The sequence below is a fragment of the Glycocaulis sp. genome (assembly GCF_050485565.1).
In the GTDB taxonomy this organism is placed as follows: Bacteria; Pseudomonadota; Alphaproteobacteria; order Caulobacterales; family Maricaulaceae; genus Glycocaulis.
In genome coordinates, this window is sequence record NZ_JBJHBQ010000004.1 from 216,946 (window position 1) to 234,255 (window position 17,310).

The 17,310-nt window shown below is 63.8% G+C and carries 18 protein-coding genes and 1 pseudogene; 11 read left to right on the plus strand and 8 right to left on the minus strand.

Translation table 11 applies throughout. The features are described 5' to 3' along the window. Positions 1–4: 4 nt before the first annotated feature. The 4 genes from ACQ5ID_RS06345 to ACQ5ID_RS06360 form a co-directional block, all read right to left on the minus strand. Positions 5–601, minus strand: a complete 597-nt coding sequence (locus ACQ5ID_RS06345; RefSeq protein ID WP_429911614.1) for a glutathione S-transferase family protein — start codon at positions 599–601, stop codon at positions 5–7. Beyond that, positions 594–986 carry a hypothetical protein gene (locus tag ACQ5ID_RS06350; protein WP_429911615.1) on the minus strand — a complete coding sequence of 131 codons (393 nt, stop codon included), beginning with the start codon at positions 984–986 and terminating at the stop codon, positions 594–596. Before ACQ5ID_RS06350 ends, ACQ5ID_RS06345 begins: the two co-directional genes overlap by 8 nt. After that, complete coding sequence (locus tag ACQ5ID_RS06355) at positions 986–1,879, minus strand: glycine--tRNA ligase subunit alpha (RefSeq protein WP_429911616.1); 894 nt, start codon at positions 1,877–1,879, stop codon at positions 986–988. The genes ACQ5ID_RS06350 and ACQ5ID_RS06355 overlap by 1 nt, the downstream gene beginning before the upstream one ends. Before the next feature lie 82 nt (positions 1,880–1,961). Continuing rightward, complete coding sequence (locus tag ACQ5ID_RS06360; RefSeq protein ID WP_429911617.1) at positions 1,962–2,456, minus strand: winged helix-turn-helix transcriptional regulator; 495 nt, start codon at positions 2,454–2,456, stop codon at positions 1,962–1,964. Between the two features lie 96 nt (positions 2,457–2,552). Between ACQ5ID_RS06360 and ACQ5ID_RS06365 the strand changes: the two genes are divergently transcribed. From ACQ5ID_RS06365 to nadC, 5 genes are all read left to right on the plus strand, one after another. Then, complete coding sequence (locus ACQ5ID_RS06365) at positions 2,553–3,005, plus strand: SRPBCC domain-containing protein (protein WP_429911618.1); 453 nt, start codon at positions 2,553–2,555, stop codon at positions 3,003–3,005. Between the two features lie 11 nt (positions 3,006–3,016). Then, positions 3,017–3,577, plus strand: coding sequence for a dihydrofolate reductase family protein (locus ACQ5ID_RS06370; protein WP_429911619.1), 561 nt, complete (start codon positions 3,017–3,019; stop codon positions 3,575–3,577). A 188-nt stretch (positions 3,578–3,765) separates the two neighbouring features. Further along, the gene (gene nadA, locus ACQ5ID_RS06375; protein ID WP_429911620.1) at positions 3,766–4,893 is read left to right on the plus strand and encodes a quinolinate synthase NadA; all 1,128 of its coding nucleotides are present in this window, start codon (positions 3,766–3,768) and stop codon (positions 4,891–4,893) included. A 92-nt stretch (positions 4,894–4,985) separates the two neighbouring features. Continuing rightward, complete coding sequence (locus tag ACQ5ID_RS06380; RefSeq protein ID WP_429911621.1) at positions 4,986–6,515, plus strand: L-aspartate oxidase; 1,530 nt, start codon at positions 4,986–4,988, stop codon at positions 6,513–6,515. After that, complete coding sequence (gene nadC / locus ACQ5ID_RS06385) at positions 6,512–7,345, plus strand: carboxylating nicotinate-nucleotide diphosphorylase (protein ID WP_429911622.1); 834 nt, start codon at positions 6,512–6,514, stop codon at positions 7,343–7,345. The genes ACQ5ID_RS06380 and nadC overlap by 4 nt, the downstream gene beginning before the upstream one ends. A gap of 211 nt (positions 7,346–7,556) precedes the next feature. Here the strand turns inward: nadC and ACQ5ID_RS06390 are convergent, their stop codons facing one another. Continuing rightward, positions 7,557–9,248 (minus strand): aminotransferase class V-fold PLP-dependent enzyme, encoded by a 1,692-nt coding sequence (locus tag ACQ5ID_RS06390; RefSeq protein WP_429911623.1) that lies wholly within the window; start codon positions 9,246–9,248, stop codon positions 7,557–7,559. A 108-nt stretch (positions 9,249–9,356) separates the two neighbouring features. On the opposite strand from ACQ5ID_RS06390, the gene ACQ5ID_RS06395 reads away from it, so the two are divergent. Beyond that, positions 9,357–9,812 carry an Lrp/AsnC family transcriptional regulator gene (locus ACQ5ID_RS06395; protein WP_429911624.1) on the plus strand — a complete coding sequence of 152 codons (456 nt, stop codon included), beginning with the start codon at positions 9,357–9,359 and terminating at the stop codon, positions 9,810–9,812. Positions 9,813–9,818: 6 nt separating this feature from the next. On the opposite strand, the pseudogene ACQ5ID_RS06400 reads toward ACQ5ID_RS06395, so the two are convergent. Continuing rightward, a pseudogene (locus ACQ5ID_RS06400) lies at positions 9,819–10,556 on the minus strand (hypothetical protein); the annotation flags it as partial. 2,083 nt (positions 10,557–12,639) lie between these two features. On the opposite strand from ACQ5ID_RS06400, the gene ACQ5ID_RS06405 reads away from it, so the two are divergent. The 5 genes from ACQ5ID_RS06405 (at position 12,640) to ACQ5ID_RS06425 (ending at position 15,336) form a co-directional block, all read left to right on the plus strand. Then, positions 12,640–13,380 carry a hypothetical protein gene (locus tag ACQ5ID_RS06405; RefSeq protein WP_429911625.1) on the plus strand — a complete coding sequence of 247 codons (741 nt, stop codon included), beginning with the start codon at positions 12,640–12,642 and terminating at the stop codon, positions 13,378–13,380. A gap of 20 nt (positions 13,381–13,400) precedes the next feature. Then, the gene (locus ACQ5ID_RS06410; protein ID WP_429911626.1) at positions 13,401–13,754 is read left to right on the plus strand and encodes a DUF2200 domain-containing protein; all 354 of its coding nucleotides are present in this window, start codon (positions 13,401–13,403) and stop codon (positions 13,752–13,754) included. A gap of 89 nt (positions 13,755–13,843) precedes the next feature. After that, entirely contained in the window at positions 13,844–14,251 is a 408-nt protein-coding gene (locus tag ACQ5ID_RS06415) for an NADH:ubiquinone oxidoreductase subunit NDUFA12 (protein ID WP_127567446.1), read from the plus strand. A gap of 7 nt (positions 14,252–14,258) precedes the next feature. Next, positions 14,259–14,720 (plus strand): outer membrane lipid asymmetry maintenance protein MlaD, encoded by a 462-nt coding sequence (mlaD, locus tag ACQ5ID_RS06420; protein WP_429911627.1) that lies wholly within the window; start codon positions 14,259–14,261, stop codon positions 14,718–14,720. 91 nt (positions 14,721–14,811) lie between these two features. Then, positions 14,812–15,336, plus strand: coding sequence for a DUF2155 domain-containing protein (locus ACQ5ID_RS06425; RefSeq protein ID WP_429911628.1), 525 nt, complete (start codon positions 14,812–14,814; stop codon positions 15,334–15,336). On the opposite strand, the gene aat is transcribed toward ACQ5ID_RS06425, so the two are convergent. Both aat and accC read right to left on the minus strand, forming a co-directional pair. Then, positions 15,303–15,896, minus strand: coding sequence for a leucyl/phenylalanyl-tRNA--protein transferase (aat, locus tag ACQ5ID_RS06430; RefSeq protein WP_429911680.1), 594 nt, complete (start codon positions 15,894–15,896; stop codon positions 15,303–15,305). The two genes, ACQ5ID_RS06425 and aat, sit on opposite strands and share 34 nt — an antisense overlap. Positions 15,897–15,957: 61 nt before the next feature. Continuing rightward, entirely contained in the window at positions 15,958–17,310 is a 1,353-nt protein-coding gene (gene accC / locus ACQ5ID_RS06435; protein WP_429911629.1) for an acetyl-CoA carboxylase biotin carboxylase subunit, read from the minus strand.

The window sequence follows — 17,310 nt, forward strand, 5'->3', positions numbered from 1 at the left end:
GTTCTTACTGGTTGCTGGCCTGCATGCGGGCATAGGCGGGCCGCGCGTGCAGGCGGGTGATGTAGTCGTCAATGCGCGGATTATCCGGCATCAGCTTGAAGTGTTTGAGCCAGCCGAGCGCGCCGCCAATGAGAATATCGGCAGCCGAGAAGCGCTCTCCCAGCAGATAGGGGCCGTCCTCCAGCGCGGTCTCGATCAGCGTGATGACCGTCTCCCACTCGCCCCAGCCGACCGTGCGCGGATCAACATCGAGGTTTTGCGCCTTTGTCACGATGGCCGGTTCCAGCACGCCGGGGCGGAATACGCTCCAGTAGAGATAATCGGCGCGCAGCGGATCATTGATGGCAGGGGCGAGGCCCGCACCCGGAAATTCATCGCACAGATAGAGCGAGATTGCGGCCATCTCGGTCAGCGTCTTGCCCTTGTGGCGGATGGCGGGAACCTTGCCGGCCGGATTGATTTTCAGGAATTCCGCCTCGCGCGTTTCCCCGCCGAACACGTCGACTTTACGCAGCTCGTAAGACACGCCCAGCTCCTCCACCAGCCAGACCGTACCGGTGGAGCGGGTATTGGGGCCGTGCCAGACGATGAGGTCAGTCATCGTCTTCTCCAAACGCTGCAACGTCCCATGACCATGTCTTGATAGAAGACACTTCAGATTCCAATTCAGAATAGAAATCTGGTAAAACCCGCATCTGAAGTTCTGGGGCGCTTCCTGAGCGCAGTGCGTTTGAAATCAGAGACCAAGCTGCTGCCTCTGTCATAGCGGCTAAAGGCAAACCAATCGAAATTTTACCTTTTAAAACCGCGACGTGCGGATCGATTCCATCGAGGATTTCTAATTTAGCGTCGCCGCCGAGACACGGTTGTTTGGTGTCGCCGGGGTATGCTTTGCCTTCGGCCCTTACGCGCCAAACCTTTCCGTTCGAGCCTTCCAGCGACACCAGCAGCGAATTAGGAACAAAAGAGAAATTGCGGTTCACCATCACGCGGCCTCGCGTTTCTGCTGTTCCACCCAGGCGCTGGCGCAGCCCTTGGCGAGCTCACGTACCCGCGCAATCCAGCTCGCCCGTTCAGCCACCGAAATCGCGCCGCGCGCATCGACGAGGTTGAAGAGATGGGAGGCTTTCAGGCACCAGTCATAGGCGGGCAGGGGCAAAGGCTTCGGCAGGTTCAGCAGCGCCATGCACTGCTTCTCCGCGCCCTTGAACCATTCGATCAGCATGTCGACATCGGCATGCTCGAAATTGAAGGCCGAGTGCTGGCGCTCGTTCTCCAGGAATACATCGCCGTAGGTCAGGCGGTTTTCCCCCTCGGCCCCGTTGAAATCGAGGTCGTAGACATTCTCCACGCCCTGCACATACATGGCGAGGCGTTCCAGACCGTAGGTCAGCTCGCCGGAGACCAGCTCCACATCGAGCCCGCCGACCTGCTGGAAGTAGGTGAACTGGCTGACCTCCATCCCGTCGCACCAGACCTCCCAGCCAAGGCCCCAGGCACCCACGGTCGGGTTTTCCCAGTCATCTTCCACAAAGCGTACATCGTGTAAGCGCCGGTCGATGCCCAGCGCATCCAGCGAGCCGAGATACAGGTCCTGAATATCGGCCGGGCAGGGCTTCAAGAGCACCTGGAACTGGTAATAGTGCTGCAGCCTATTGGGGTTCTCGCCATAGCGCCCGTCGCCCGGACGGCGCGAGGGCTGCACATAGGCGGCCCGCCACGGCTTCGGCCCCAGCGAGCGCAGCGTGGTGGCCGGGTGCAGCGTGCCTGCGCCAACCTCGGTATCATACGGCTGGAGAATGGCGCAGCCCTGCCTTGCCCAATATTGCTGGAGCGTCAGGATCAGGTCCTGAAAGGACGGGGCTTTTTGCTCGGCCATGGCGCGGGTTCCGGCGGGGGTGGAAATTGCGCGCGAACCTAGGCGCGCCCGCGCCCGCAATCAAGCCGCAGATCAGGCGGTGTCACCCCTCGCCCGCTATCGCCTCATAGGCGGCCTGCAGGCGGTCGCGCACCCATGGGCGTGACGGGTCTTTGCGCGGCTGGCGGAGGTGCTCGAAGCGCAGATCCTCCATGAAGTCCTCCCACATGGGCGGGCCGCCTTCCTCCAGCAATTGTGCGCGGATCGAAAGGGCAGGGGTGACGGGCAGATGCCGGCGCCCCCACGCGCCCAGATGCGCCATGATGGGTATGAGCTGGATGGCCTGTTCGGTGAGCGAATAGATCATGCGCTGGCGGTGGGTGGGGTCAGGCGCGGCTGTCAGCATGCCGAGCGCCACAAGGCGTTTGAGCCGGTCTCCGAGAATATTGGTCGAGATGCCTTCCTGGTTCTTCATCAGGTCGAGGAAATGCCTGCGCCCGCCAAAGATCATGTCGCGCAGGATGAGCAGGCTCCAGCGGTCGCCGAACACCTCCACGGACAGATTGATCGGACAGCCCGAACGGGGCGCGTCGGCCATGACCTGCAATTCTCCTTAAAAACCACTTGCATATCTGATGTGGTTCGAAGCATGCTGCAACCGGTTGATAAATGCAATTGGTTTGGAGGTGTGACCATGACCCTTTCCCACGACACGGTGCGGTTCGACCGCAGCTATGATGCAACGCCGGAGCAGGTATTCGCGGCCTGGGCGGATAGCGAGGCGATGAGCCGCTGGGCGGTGCCCGGCCCGGACCATGAACTACGCTATGAGACGTCAGACTTTCGCGTTGGCGGGCGTGATCTCGCCCGCTGCGGTGCGAAGGGCGATCTGCGGTTTCAGGCCGAAGTCCTCTATCTCGATATCGTCCAGAACGAGCGTATCGTCTTGGCCGAAACCATCAGCGAGGACGGAAAACCGATGTGTGCGGCGCTGGTCAGCGTCTCGCTGGCTGCAGACGGCAAGGGCACCCGCCAGATCGTGACCTGCCAGGTGACAGAGTTTGTGCCCGGCATGGCCGACGGCTATCGCCACGGCTATGGCGCTTCGCTCGACAATCTGGCTGGCGAACTCGCCCGTGCGGCGTGAGGACAGCGCCCATGCGCAAGCTGATCATGTGGAATCTGATGGGCCTCGATGGCCGGTTTGAAGGGCCGGGCCATGATATTTCGTGGATGGCCGATGCCTGGAGCGAGGATATGGAGGCGCTCTCCATGCAGCAGGGCGAGGCGATGGGCGCCATGGTGTTCGGACGGCGCACCCATGATCTGATGGCGAGCCACTGGCCGGCAGCGGCGGACGGGCCGGAGGCCAATGTCGCCTACTTCATGAACACGCTGCCGAAATATGTTTTCTCGCGCACGGTGGAGCACTCCGACTGGTCCAACGTGACAATGTTCAACACCGACCCGGTGGCGGAGATCACGCGGCTGAAGGCCGAAGGCGGCAAGGACCTCTATCTTTTCGGCAGTGCGGACCTGGCCCGTCCGCTGATCGAGGCGGATCTGTTTGACGAGTACCGCATCGGCATTGCGCCGCTATTGCTGGGAGAGGGTGTGCCGCTGTTCAAGCAATGGGCAGGCCGACGAAAGCTCTCCCTGCTGGAAGCCCGGCCGATGAAAAAGGACGTCGTACTGCTGCGCTATGCCCGCGTGAGATAGGCGTACCCGCGCTTCTCACGATGGGGTGTAAGAAAACTGTCTTGCATCCCCTCTTGTGCGGGCGTAGAAACATCCCACCTTAGGCTCACTAAGAGCATAACGGCGAGACCGGTAAACGGCCCGCCGATTTTCTGGCCCCTCATAATGCTCAAAATGAGCAAAAGAGGGCAGGGAGAGGATGAGACGCGATGGACCGGCACGATCCGACCCGCATGCAAGCCCTTGATAATCCATGGCCCGAAGCCGATGCGCTGGTCTATGATGCGGGCGTGAAGGCGCGCACCGATCACCTCTATGAGAAGGTGAAATCGGTGGTGACCCCAATGGAGTGGCCGCTGCATGCGCCGCTGATCGACGCGATCAACCGGCTGAAAATCGAGCGCGATGCTGTCATCCTCGCCCATAACTACATGACCGCCGACATCTTCCACACGGTGGGCGATATCATGGGGGACTCGCTCAAACTCGCGCAGGAAGCGGCGAAAACCGAGGCCCGCGTGATCGTGCAGGCGGGCGTGCATTTCATGGCCGAGACGGCGAAAATCCTCTCGCCGGAAAAGACCGTGCTGATCCCCGATGAGCGCGCGGGCTGTTCGCTGGCTGCCTCCATCACCGGCGCGAACGTGCGCGCCATCCGAGAGGCTTATCCCGACTATCCCATCGTCACCTATGTGAACACCTCGGCCGAGGTGAAGGCATATTCCGATATCTGCTGCACTTCGTCGAACGCCGTGCAGGTGGTCGAAGCCATCGCGGAGGAGTGGAATACCGATACGGTCATCCTCATTCCGGACGAATATCTCGCCAAGAATGTCGCGAGCCAGACCGATATCCGCATCCTCACCTGGAAAGGCTCCTGCGAGGTGCATGAGCAGTTCACGGTGGAGGATATCGAGGCCCTGCGCGCCGCCCACCCCGAAGCCATGATCATCACCCACCCCGAGTGCCCGCCGGACGTGCTGAAAGCGGCTGATTTTGCGGGCTCCACCGGCGCGATGGCGGCCTATGTGAAGGATCACCAGCCGCAAACGGCCATCCTCATCACCGAGTGCTCGATGAGCGATAATGTGGCGGTGGAAAATCCGGGCGTGAACTTCGTAAAGCCCTGTAATCTCTGCCCGCACATGAAGCGCATCACGCTTAAAGGCATCTATGAGGCGCTGCGCGACATGAAGCATGAAGTCCACGTGGACCCGCTGATCGCGGAGCGCGCGAAGGCCAGCGTGGACGCGATGCTGGCGCTGCCTTCGCTCGGCAAGCCGCCTGCCTTCGATACCAGCAAGCCTGCCGTCTCGATCCCCTATGTGAGCGTTTAGTCACTCGTTTCTCGTTTTCCCGGCGAACGCCGGGACCCAGAAAAAGCTGGGCACCGGCTCATCCCGGTGAAACGCGGATTAAAGGCTTTGAAGTGAACCACCCCCTCATCATCGTCGGCGCTGGCATAGCGGGCTTGTGGACCGTGCTGCATGCCGCGCCGCGCCGGGTGATCCTGCTGACGGGCGCGAAGCTGGGCGAGGGCTGCTCCACCGGCTGGGCGCAGGGCGGGGTGGCCGCAGCGCTGGGGGCCGATGACAGCCCGTCCTTGCATGCGCGCGACACGATTGCCGCTGGCGCCGGGCTGGTCGATGAGGCGGCAGCGCGCCTTCTGGCCGAAGCCGGACCTGCTGAGATCGAGGCACTTTATGCGCTCGGCGCGCCGTTCGAGCGCGAGGCAGACGGCGGCTGGGCATTGTCGCGCGAAGCCGCCCATTCGCGCGCCCGCGTGGCGCGGGTGAAGGGCGATCAGGCCGGGGCGTGCATACTCGCCGCTTTGATCCGGGCCGTTCAGGCCGCGCCCCATATCGAGATCCGCGAGGGCTGGCGTGCAGCCGGCCTGATCCCTGATGAACACGGCGGCTGTGCAGGCGTGATCGCCTCTGATGCGAGCGGCGCGCGCCACGACCTTCTGGCGAGCGATGTGGTGCTGGCGACGGGCAGTTTGTGCGGGCTCTATGGCGTGACGACGACGCCCGCCAGCAGCCAGGGTCAGGCGCTCAGCTGGGCAGCGCGGCTCGGCGCAGTCATTCAGGACCCGGAATTTGTCCAGTTCCACCCCACGGCCATCGATGTGGGCCGCGATCCGGCACCGCTCGCCACTGAGGCCCTGCGCGGTGAGGGGGCAACCCTTATCGATGCGAAAGGCCATCGCTTCCTGCGCGGCGTTCACTCGCAAGCAGAGCTCGCCCCGCGCGATGTGGTGGCCCGCGCCGTCCATCGTCAGGTGAAGACCGGGCGGGGCGCGTATCTCGATGCCCGCGCGGCGGTAGGCGGGGAATTTCCGGAGCGCTTCCCGGCCGTGTTTGCCGCCTGCAGGGCGGCGGGCATTGATCCGCGTGTGCAGCCGATCCCGGTCGCGCCTGCCGCGCATTATCACATGGGTGGCGTGGCGACGGACACCGAAGGCTTTACCGGCGTGCCGGGCCTGTGGGCCGTGGGCGAGTGCGCCTCCACCGGCGTGCATGGCGCGAACCGGCTGGCCTCGAACTCCCTGCTGGAAGGGCTGGTGTTCGGGCGGCGGGCGGCAGAGGCGCTGAAGAACGCCTCCCAGCGCGCGCTGACGCCGCTGGAGGCCGATCCTGCCCCGTCATTGCCCGCTGAGGCGCTTGGTACCTTGCGCGCCGCCATGGCGATGCAGGCAGGCGTGGAGCGCGAGGCGGCGGGGCTGGCCCGCCTGCTTGATCTTATCGACACGCTGGAAGCAGCTCACGGCGAAGCCGATGCGCTGGTCGCTGCGCGTTTTGTGGCGGCCGGGGCGTTGACCCGCACCGAGAGCCGGGGCGGACATTTCCGCTGCGACCATCCCGCCACCGCCGCGACGGCCACGCATACCCGCCTGACGCTCGCAGAAGCGCGCGCCGTGAATTCTCACATTTCCCCGCTGGCGGAGCCTGCCGAATGAACAGCTCCTACCTCACCGACATCGTCGCCCGCGCGCTGGCCGAGGATCTGGGCGGGCGCGGCGATGTGACCAGCGAGGCGGTGATCCCCGCCCACGCCCATGCCGCGTTCGTGATTGCGTCGCGGGGCGAGGGCGTGCTGTCAGGCCAGGCGGTGGCAGCTGAAGTCTTCCGCCAGTGCGACCCCACGCTGAAGACCTTTTGGCGCGCGAAGGATGGCGACAGGTTGGCCGCAGGCGATGTGGTGCTGGCGGTGGAAGGTTCTGTCCGCGCCATCCTGATCGCCGAGCGTACAGCATTGAACTTCCTCGGGCGCCTTAGCGGTATCGCCACGCTGACGAGGCTGTATGTCGAGGCGGTGAAGGGCACCGGCGTGACAATCGCCCACACCCGCAAGACCACGCCGACCCTTCGCGCGCTGGAACTCAGCGCGGTACGCGCTGGCGGCGGGGCGAGCCATCGCTTCGGGCTCGATGATGCTATCCTCATTAAGGACAATCACGTGGCGGTTGCGGGCAGCGTCGGCGAGGCTGTCCGGCGCGCGAAAGCCCATGCCGGGCATATGACACGGGTGGCCGTCGAGATTGACCGGCTGGACCAGCTCGATGACGCGCTGGCAGCGGGCGCAGAGAGCGTGCTGCTCGACAATTTCCCGCTGGATGACATGAAGGCTGCCGTGAAAGCCGCCAAGGGCAAGGTCACCTTGGAGGCGTCCGGCGGCGTCACCCTTTCCACCATCCGCGCGATTGCTGAGACGGGCGTCGACGTGATCTCGGTCGGTGCGCTCACCCACTCCGCCCCGAATTTCGATTTCGGCATGGATGAGGGGTAGGGGCTTTCCCTGCGGCCCATCATTGTCATGGCCCTGTCTAAAGCCCTCGTCCTTCGAGACGGCTTCTGACGAAGCCCCTCAGGATGAGGGCTTTAGGTGCGCTTTTCCCTCATCCTGAGGGTGAGCGAAGCGAACGTCTCGAAGGACGAGGGAAAAGCAAACTCTCAGGCATGGATCCCCGCCTGCGTGGGGATGACGACGAAAGAGAAACCTACTCCACCGGCAGGGAGAACTGGCGCAAGGACTCCACCGCTTCAGGCAGTCTGGGCCGGGCATCCGGGCAGGGCGAGAGGGCGCAGGCGCGCGTAGCAGCTTCGTCCAGCAGGGCGGCAAACAGCGCGCTGCGATCATCACTGCGTTCGCCGCAGAGCGCCTCGCGTGCATCCGTGCGTGCCGCCCCGCGCCAGCTCCACGCGCCGCTGGATACGTCAAAGCTGTAAAGGTCGAGGAACTTCCAGCCTTCAGCCGACAGGAAGGCGATGGCGTCAATGAGATAGCCGATCTCGGCCTCGTCCATTGCCCAGTGCAGGCTGACCCGGCTCCAGCCCGGCCTCAGGCCCGCATGACCGGAGAGGACGGCCTGCCGATAGGCCATCGCCTCGTCCTCGCCCAGACCCAGCAGATCGTGCGCGTACGGCCCGGCGCAGGCACAACCCGCCCGTGCCTGAATACCGAACAGATCGCTCAGCAATGTCGTTACGAAGCGCGGATGCAGCCAGCCGCCGCGCGGATCACGCAAGTTGAACGACACGATGGCGAGCCGCCGGGACGGGTCTTGCGGGCCTAAAATCTCGACGCCGGGACAGTCCTGCCACGCCGTGAAAGCGCGTCTAAGATAGTCCTGCTCGATTGCGTGCAGGCGTTCCAGCCCCAGCGCATCGCGCAGCTCCAGCGCCAGTGCGGCGCGTACCAGCTGGGGCAGGCCCGGTGTGCCGGCCTTTTCGCGCGCTTCCACATCATCGAGGAAGTCATGCCCGCCATCCCACACATAGCGCACCGTGCCGCCCGCGCAGCAGGTGGGGGGCAGGTCATTGCGATAGAGCGCGGTGTTGAACACCAGCACGCCGCATGATCCCGGCCCGCCGACGAATTTGTGCGGCGAGAACGACACCGCATCGATGGCGGCATCGGGGTCATCTGCGGGGTGCATGTCGATTGCCGTGTAGGGCGCGCTGGCCGCGCAATCGAGCGCCAGAATGGCGTCATGCGCGTGCAGGAGCTTCGCCAGACGGCGCACATCTGTGATGATACCGGTGACGTTGGAGGCCGCCGAGAACGCACCAATGCGCATACGGCCCTGCCATTGCGGGGCTTTCAGAAGGGTTTCCAGCGCCGCAAAGTCTATCCCGCCATCGCGGCAGAGCTTCACCCGCACCACTTCGGCCATGCTTTCGCGCCAGCTCAGCTCGTTTGAATGGTGCTCGTAGGGGCCGACAAAGACCACGGGGCGCGTGGCGGCAAGATGGGCGTCCAGCGCCGCTTTCGCCTCTGGCCCCAGAGCGGCGCTGACAGCATCGCCCATGCGGGCAAGGCTCGCGGGTGGGCAGGCAATCCCGAGGATTTCCTGCAGCTTGTGGATGGCGGCGGTGGCGCCTGCGCCGCACGGGATGAGCGCGTCGTCTTCCGACGCATTCACCGCGCGCTTGATGGTGGTTTCGGCCGCTTTCAGCCAGGCATTGGAGGCCCGGCCCGTGGCACTGTCTTCAGTATGCGGATTGGCGAGGAGGGTATGGAGCGCAACTATCTGGTCTTCCACCGCGCGGTGCGGGCGGCCGGAGGCGGTATAGTCTGCATAGACAAGCGGGCGCTCCCCGAACGGCGTACGGATCATGCCATGCCGGGCGGACAGCCCTTCGCGCAGCGTGTCCACGTTACGGGTGCCTGAAATGTCTGTCGCAGCCATGATTCCTCCTCTTGCTGTCAGGAAATCACGGCTTGCTGAGTGTTTTTGACCTATTTCAGCGCGTATTCTCGCGTATAGTAGTGAAAATCACCATGAAAGGCCGCGCCTATGCAGCTTGACGACCACGACCGGAAGATTTTGCGCCTGTTGCAGGCCAATGCGGACCAGACCGTGCAGGAGCTGGCCGATGCGGTGGGCCTCAGCGCGACGCCTGTCAACCGGCGCATCAAACGCATGGAGGCGGCGGGTCTGATCCGGGGGCGCGTTGCCCTCATCGATCAGGAAGGGCTGGGCCTGCGCGCCACGCTTTTCATCTTCGTGAAAACCAGCCGCCATGATGCCGACTGGCTGGAACGCTTCTCCAGAGGCGTCGCGCGCCTGCCGGAAGTCATCGAGTTCTACCGGATGAGCGGTGAGGTGGACTATCTCATCAAGATCGCCCTGCCGGAGATTGCCGATTATGATGCGTTCTACAAGAAACTGATCGCCATCGCGCCATTGTCCGATGTCAGCGCCAGCTTTGCGATGGAAGCGATCAAGAACACGACCGAACTGCCGGTTTGAGGGGGATCACCCCTCCGGCAGGGCGCCGGACCAGTCGCAGGCTTCGCAGTTCAGCTCGGTACCCGCTTCAACCAGCGTGAAATGTCCGCATTTGGGGCAAGGCTCGCCCGAATAGACCGGTTCGGGGAGGGTAGCGGGCGAGGCATCGCCCTTGCGCCCTGATCCGCTGGCGGGCGCAGGGCTGGGTTTGCGCGGCTGGCTGCCCAGCATTACCACATTGTCGGGCAGCTGCCCGCGTGAAAAGCCCTTGGAGATCAGGCGTGAAGCCTCCTCACCGGTGATGACCTTCTCGCTCGCCACACCATTACCGATGCCGCCCGGATCGGATTTGCGCGCATCGGTCTGGGCAAGGTCCTCGCGGCCGAGATACGACACGCCCAGCTCCCGGAAGAGATAGTCGAGGATGGAGGTCGCGTGCTTGATGGAATCGTTGCCTTCCACCGGGCCGGCGGGCTCGAACCGCGTGAACACATAGGCGTCGACATATTCTTCCAGCGGCACGCCGTATTGCAGGCCGATGGAGATGGAGATGGCGAAATTGTTCATCAGGGAGCGGAAGGCCGCGCCCTCCTTATGCATGTCGATGAAGATCTCGCCGAGCTCGCCATCCTCAAACTCGCCGGTGTGCAGATAGACCTTGTGGCCACCCACGGTGGATTTCTGGATATAGCCTTTGCGGCGGTCAGGCAGCTTGCGGCGGCTGGCCGCGCGCTCCACCGGACGCTCCACCACGCGCTCGACAATGCGCTCCTCGGTGAAGACCGGGCGCTCGCCCCGGTCGGCGCTGTCAAACTCGATCGTGGCCAGCAGATCGTAGAGCGCCTCGCCCTCGCGGCGGATGCGGATCGCTTTAAGGCCCTCACGCGCGGCCGAAAGAATGAGCGCGGAAACATCATCAATCGTGGCGTGGCCCGGCAGGACCAGATCAAGGCCTGCAGGGGCCTCCAGAGCGCCTTCCAGCGCCGCGGCCATGGCAAGGCGGGCCTCGGGCGTGACGGGCGCCAGCGCGGCTCTAAACGCCTCTGGCAGGGCCTCACAGGTGTGCAGCTCGCCCGTGCCATGCACCCAGCGCTCTGCCGCCTCTATCTCCAGCGCGGAGACGCCAAACGCTTCCAGGAGGCGCGTGCCGGCCTGCTCCAGCCGCTCCGGGTTCAGCCCGCAGCGCTGGGCGATCTCGTCGCCCACCGTCCAGCGGTTGAAGGCGTGGCGCACCGGCGCGCCGTCGGCGATCATCGTCTCGATGCGGGCAAGAGCATTCGCGTCCAGCCCCGCCTCTTTCAGCGCGCCCAGCCAGCCGGGATTAAGGCCCGACAACGTGCCTGCGCCAAAGGCGTGGGCGAGGGCGGCCGTCGCCGTGTCTGTATCCAGCTTCGCCAGCAGGGTTTGCGCAAAGCTGCGCGCGGCGGGCGAGTTGCTGGCGATGCCCGCCGGGTCGATACCGTGCGTGGCGAGCGCCAGATGGCCCGCGATTTCGGCGGGCACGGGGCCGGTGATGACCGGAGCCGCACTTGTCTCACGAACGAGGCTCGCCAGCGCAGCGGCGCGGGCGCGGCCCTCATCGCTGTCATAGGCAAGCCCTTCCAGCGCGAGCGCCGCGCCTAGCCCGGCGAGCAGCAGGCTGCCTTCGGCCTTGTCCGCCACGAGGCCCCACAGCGCCGCGGCGTGTTCCAGCGCAGCGTCATCGCCTGCAAAGGCAGAGAGGTCGAGCACGATGGCGGGTTCGGGCAGAACCGCATCGTCAAAGCGCAAGGCGGGCTGGCCATGGGTCCAGATCGTCGCGGCGAGATCACGCAAGAAAGCGCGCGCGCCCTGATCGGTGTCGGTCAGCAGGTTCGCGCCGATCTCGATCACCGGATTGACCGGCATGTCGGGCACGAAGCCCGCGCCATCCTCGATCGTGTCGATGCCCTGGCGGGCGCGGGCAATCGCGCGCTCGATCATCGCGTCCGGCACACCGTCGCGCCGTGCGGCGCGCACAGAGCGGGCAAGGGCGCGGTTATGGCGCGGGTCAAAGCACTCGCCCTCGCTGCCATCACAATTGATGCAGGCGAGCGCCACCGCTTCCAGCCGGTCGCGCACGATGCGCGCGCCGACATCGCTGGCCGCGCCCGCCATCGCGGCGGTGTTGATCATGCTGATCAGCGCGCCGGCCTCGAACGGGCCGCTGGCCAGCGTTTCCAGCGGCATGTCGGCTTCCGTCTCGCCGCGCCATAGATGCGGGGCAGGGCAGGCTTCGCGCGCGGCGAGGCTCGCGAGGATTTCTGCCGCCTCGATACTGTCAGGTTTCACGCCCGCCAGAGCGGCCAGCGACGCGGCGGTGCTTTCCAGCGCCTTGCGCCCGTCCAGCATGCCCCCTGAAACGTCCGCCCCGGTAAGAAGCCCCAGCGCCGTCACCGCGCTTTCGGGCCAGCCTGCAGGCGCGCTGATTTTCACCGCATGGGGGGTGAGCGCGTCCGGGTCAGCATTGCCCGCCAGATGGTCGGCAAACTCCAGCCCCGCCAGCGGATCGGCACCTTCTTTGGTCAGGCGGTGTTGGATCGTCATGGCGCGGACACTTCCCTGTTTGCCGCCCTGCGGGCGGCAGCCCTTCCCGCCGCGCCCGAAGGCTTTCGGGCAGCGGACGCGAATCACTCATTACAAATGATACCGCCTCCGGGGGAGGTGAGTCGAAGGACGGGGTGGGGCCTGCAGCTATTTCAGAAAATAGTTATCCCCTGTCGAAAAACGTCGGAGATACTAGTGCCGCCACAAGCACGCTAAGGCTGGAGGTGCGTCATAGGGACTCCACAATCACTCTCCGCTGGTGCAGTTTCCGTGGATGTTCTCCGTGAAACTGCCCCTTTCCTTTTCGCTTACATTTGGACTGGCGACGTTCGTGGTCGGAACGTTCGCCCCAGATGCCATGTCTTATGAGCTGAAGGTCACGCTTTTTTGGCTGGGCGTGGTGCTGCTTTTGTATAGCTTGCTGTATGCTAGCTATCTGATGTCTGCGCCAGCAGTGATTGCCTTCGTGCAAAAGAGAAAAGCCAAAGCGCAGGCCAACAGGAAAAAGACCGTTGGCCCTTTTGTGAGCAAAAACACCTCGCAAAACGCTCGGACCCTCCCGCTGATCGACGCGGAAGAATACGATCTAATTCCAGTGGGAGCCTCAGCGCGCATTGAGTATCATTCTGATGGCGTGGATATTCATTTGACGACCACGATTAGGAATCGCTCTCCTCGAAACTTAAAGATCGGATTCAAGCTTTGGACTTTCGAGATCGGCGGTAAGAACCAACCTATCGGCCGACCTAATTCAGGTTGTTCAACGCCGATGCGACCGTCAACGTCGCAGACAATAACATCGGGGAAAATCCGATTTTACAAACCGGACGGCGAAATTCCAGCTTGGGTGGAGGCTGCGTTTAGTTTTGGGGGAGTGAATGAGAGTGATCCAGAATATATTATGTATTTCCGATATGATCTTGTCATACCTCCTGTTCCCAAAAGCGGGGTTCAGAAAGTTACCAAAATTGACGGCGTAAAAGTGGAGCGATCCAAACTTCGCTATGAAAAGCCCTCTGAGTAGAACGGTCGAGGGAAAGCTACATGGAAAACCACCGGATATTCACCACCAGTTTTGCGAGCGTTTACCCGCACTACGTCAATAAGGCGGAGCGCAAGGGGCGCACGAAAGAAGAGGTCGATGCGATCATCTTCTGGCTCACGGGCTATGACGCGCCGGGGTTGCGCGCGGTGCTTGATGACAAGACCGATTTCGAGATCTTCTTTGCCAAGGCCCCTTCCATGAATCCGGCGCGTGAGCTGGTGAAGGGCGTCGTGTGCGGGGTGCGCGTGGAGGAGGTGGAGCATCCGCTGATGCGCGAGATCCGCTATCTCGACAAGCTGGTGGACGAGCTGGCGCGCGGCAAGGCGATGGAGAAAATCCTGCGCACGCCTTGAGGATGCAGCCCCGCGCACTGGACGCAGGCGCGCTTGATAGGCATATACCGTCACACCTGATTTGATGTTTCGCGAGGGGCGGACCTGCCATGCTCGACTTCATTGGACGACTGTTTGCCTGGTGGAATGGCGCGACGCTGGGCGCGCTGTGGACGATTAGCCGTGGCGGCAAGCTCGTTGGCGAGGATGATTACGGCAATCGCTACTACCAGGAGCGCAAGAGCGGTTCCGGCGCCGACGGCGTGCCGCGCCGCTGGGTGATCTATAATGGCTATGCCGATGCCTCGCGCGTGCCGGCAGACTGGCATGGCTGGCTGCACCACACCTTTGCCGAGGCCCCTGTCGATGCGCCTTTGCCGCGCCGCGAATGGGAGCTGGACCACAAGCCGAACATGACCGGCACACTCTATGCCTACCGCCCGGCCGGTTCGCTGGCCGATCCGCGCCCGCGTGCGCGCTCGACGGCGGACTATGAAAGCTGGAACCCGGAAGGCTAGGCGATTGATGCGCGGCGGAGCGGTCCTCGAAACACTGGTTGGCGTCGTCGTGCTGGTTGTCGCGGCGGCGTTCCTTGTGTTTGCGCAAGGACGGCTCGACTCTGACCCGTCCGCTGGCGGGTATGAACTGACGGCGCGTTTCTCCGAGATCGGCGCTCTGACGCGCGGCGCAGAAGTGCGCGTGTCCGGCGTGCCGGTCGGCTCGGTGACGGCGATTGATCTCGATACCGAAACCTATTTTGCGCAAGTCAGGCTTCGTCTGCGCCGTGATGTGCTGATCCCGGCCGATTCCACCGCCAAGATCACCGCCTCCGGCCTGCTGGGCGGGGCCTATGTGGAGATCGAGGCGGGCGGCGATGATGACATGATCGCCGAAGGCGGCGAGATCGTCTTCACCCAAGGCGCAGTAGACCTGTTTGAACTGATCGGCGGCTTCGTGTCGGGCGGGCGTGGCGGCGGCGACAGCTAGGCGCTGCGGGTTCTGGCCACTGGTCCCGGAGATTCGCCCTTGTGCTGCCGCATTGCGCTGGTGAGTATGAGGCGAGGGGAGTTTTTCAACGATGACATTGCTGATCCGTCTTTTGCCCATCTGCGCGTTTGCGCTCGCCAGCCTGCTCCTTGCCTCTGCGGCGCTTGCCCAGGAAGGCGATGAGCCCGGCTCGCTGGAGGAGTGGGCAGAGGATATCGAGGAACCGGACAGCGATTTGACCGCGCCGCTGGAGCAGCAGCAGGAACAGCGTGCCACGCGGCGCGCCGATGAGCTCAGCTCCCGACCCGGCACCATTGCGGTCTTGCGCGGCCTCGACAAGGTGACGGCGCGCACGCGCGATTTCGAGGTGAATGTCGGCGACAGCTACACATTCGGCGCGCTGGACATCACCGTGCGCTATTGCCGCCGCCGCCCGCCGGAGGAGCCGCCGGAGGTTTTCGTGTTTCTGGAGATCAACGACCAGCGCACGGACGGGTTTGGCATTGGCGCTGAAGGCGAGCGCCTGTTCTCAGGCTGGATGTTTGCCTCCAACCCCGCGCTCAACGCGCTCGATCATCCCGTCTATGATGTCTGGGTGATCGACTGCAGGAGCTGAGTGCCGCTCAGGCCCTCCGGCATCGCAAAGAAATTGCCATCTTCTTTCAGCGCATCGCGCAGCAGCCGGTGATAGGCGTTGCGCGTGATGGTCTGCGCGCCAAAGCGCTGCAGATGTTCGGTGATGAACTGCGTGTCCAGCAGGGTGTAACCGCCCGCTTTAAGACGGGCGACGAGGTGGACCAGCGCCACTTTTGACGCGTCGGTCATACGCGAGAACATGCTCTCGCCGAAGAACGCGCCGCCCAGACTCACGCCGTAGAGCCCGCCCACCAGCTCGCCCTCATGCCAGCATTCCAGCGAATGGGCGTGGCCGCGCTCGTGCAGCTCGCCATAGAGATTGCGGATCGGATCATTGATCCAGGTGTTTTCCCGGCCCCGCGCGGGCGCGGCGCAATGGTCGACCACGATCGCAAAACAGCGGTTCACGGTGACGTGGAAGCGGTCCTTGCGCACCAGCTTGGCCAGGCTGCGCGGAATATGAAACTGATCGAGCGCGATGACGCCGCGCTCGTCAGGATCAAGCAGGAAGACGCGCGGATCGTCCCGGTCCTCGGCCATCGGGAAGACGCCGCGCGCATAGCAGTCCAGCAGCTCTTCTGCGCCAAACCCGCGCAAGGGCCTAAGCCTTCGCGTTGCGCTCTGCCAGCCAGCTCTCCAGCCAGCGGATATGGTAATCACCGCTGATGAAGTCCGGTTCGTCCAGCAGATCGAGATGGAGCGGGATCGTGGTTTCGATACCGCCAATGACCATCTCTTTGAGCGCGCGTTTCAGGCGCATGATCGCCTCGTGCCGGTCGCGGCCATGCACGATCAGCTTGCCGATCAGGCTGTCATAATAGGGCGGGATGGAATAACCGGCGTAGAGGCCGGAATCGAGGCGCACGCCGGGGCCGCCGGGCGCGTGGAATTCCGTTACCTTGCCCGGCGAGGGCGTGAAGGTGTAGGGGTTTTCCGCATTGATCCGGCACTCTATGGACCAGCCATTGACCTTGATATCGTCCTGGGTGAGCTCCAGCTTCTCGCCTGCGGCCACACGGATCTGCTCGCGCACCAGGTCGATGCCGGTGATGAGCTCGGTAACGGGATGCTCCACCTGCAGGCGGGTATTCATCTCGATGAAGAAGAACTCGCCATTCTCGTAGAGAAATTCCACCGTACCGGCGCCGCGATAGCCGATTGCGCCGACCGCCTTGCGCACTATCTCGCCAATGCGTGAGCGTTCCTCAGGGGTGAGGGCCACTGAAGGGGCTTCCTCAAGGACTTTCTGGTGGCGGCGCTGCAGCGAGCAGTCCCGCTCGGCCAGATGCAGCACATTGCCGTGCTCATCGGCCATCACCTGTATCTCGATATGGCGCGGCTTGCCGAGATAGCGCTCGATATAGACCGCGCCGTCGCCGAAGGCGGCCTGCGCCTCGGTAGAGGCGGTTTGCAGCGCGCTTTCCAGCTTGTCTTCGGTCTCGGCGACCTTCATGCCGCGCCCGCCGCCACCGGCAGCCGCCTTGATGAGGACCGGGAAGCCGACTTCCTTGGCGACTTTACGCGCCTCGGTCATGTCCGAGATCGCGCCGTCAGAGCCCGGCACCACGGGAATGCCCGCTTCCACGGCGGCTTTCTTGGCGGTGATCTTGTCACCCATCAGGCGGATGGTTTCCGGTTTGGGACCGATAAAGGTCAGGCCATGGGCCTCCACGATCTCGGCAAAGCGGGCATTCTCGGAAAGAAAGCCATAGCCGGGGTGGATGGCCTGCGCGCCGGTAATCTCGGCAGCGGCGATGATGGCCGGGATATGCAGATAGGAGCGGGCCGCCGGGGGCGGGCCAAGGCACACGCTCTCATCGGCCAGCTTGACGTGCATGGCCTCGGCATCGGCCTCGGAATGGACCGCCACGGTGCGGATGCCCATTTCCTGGCAGGCGCGGTGCACGCGCAGGGCAATCTCGCCCCGGTTCGCGATCAGGATTTTCTCAAACAT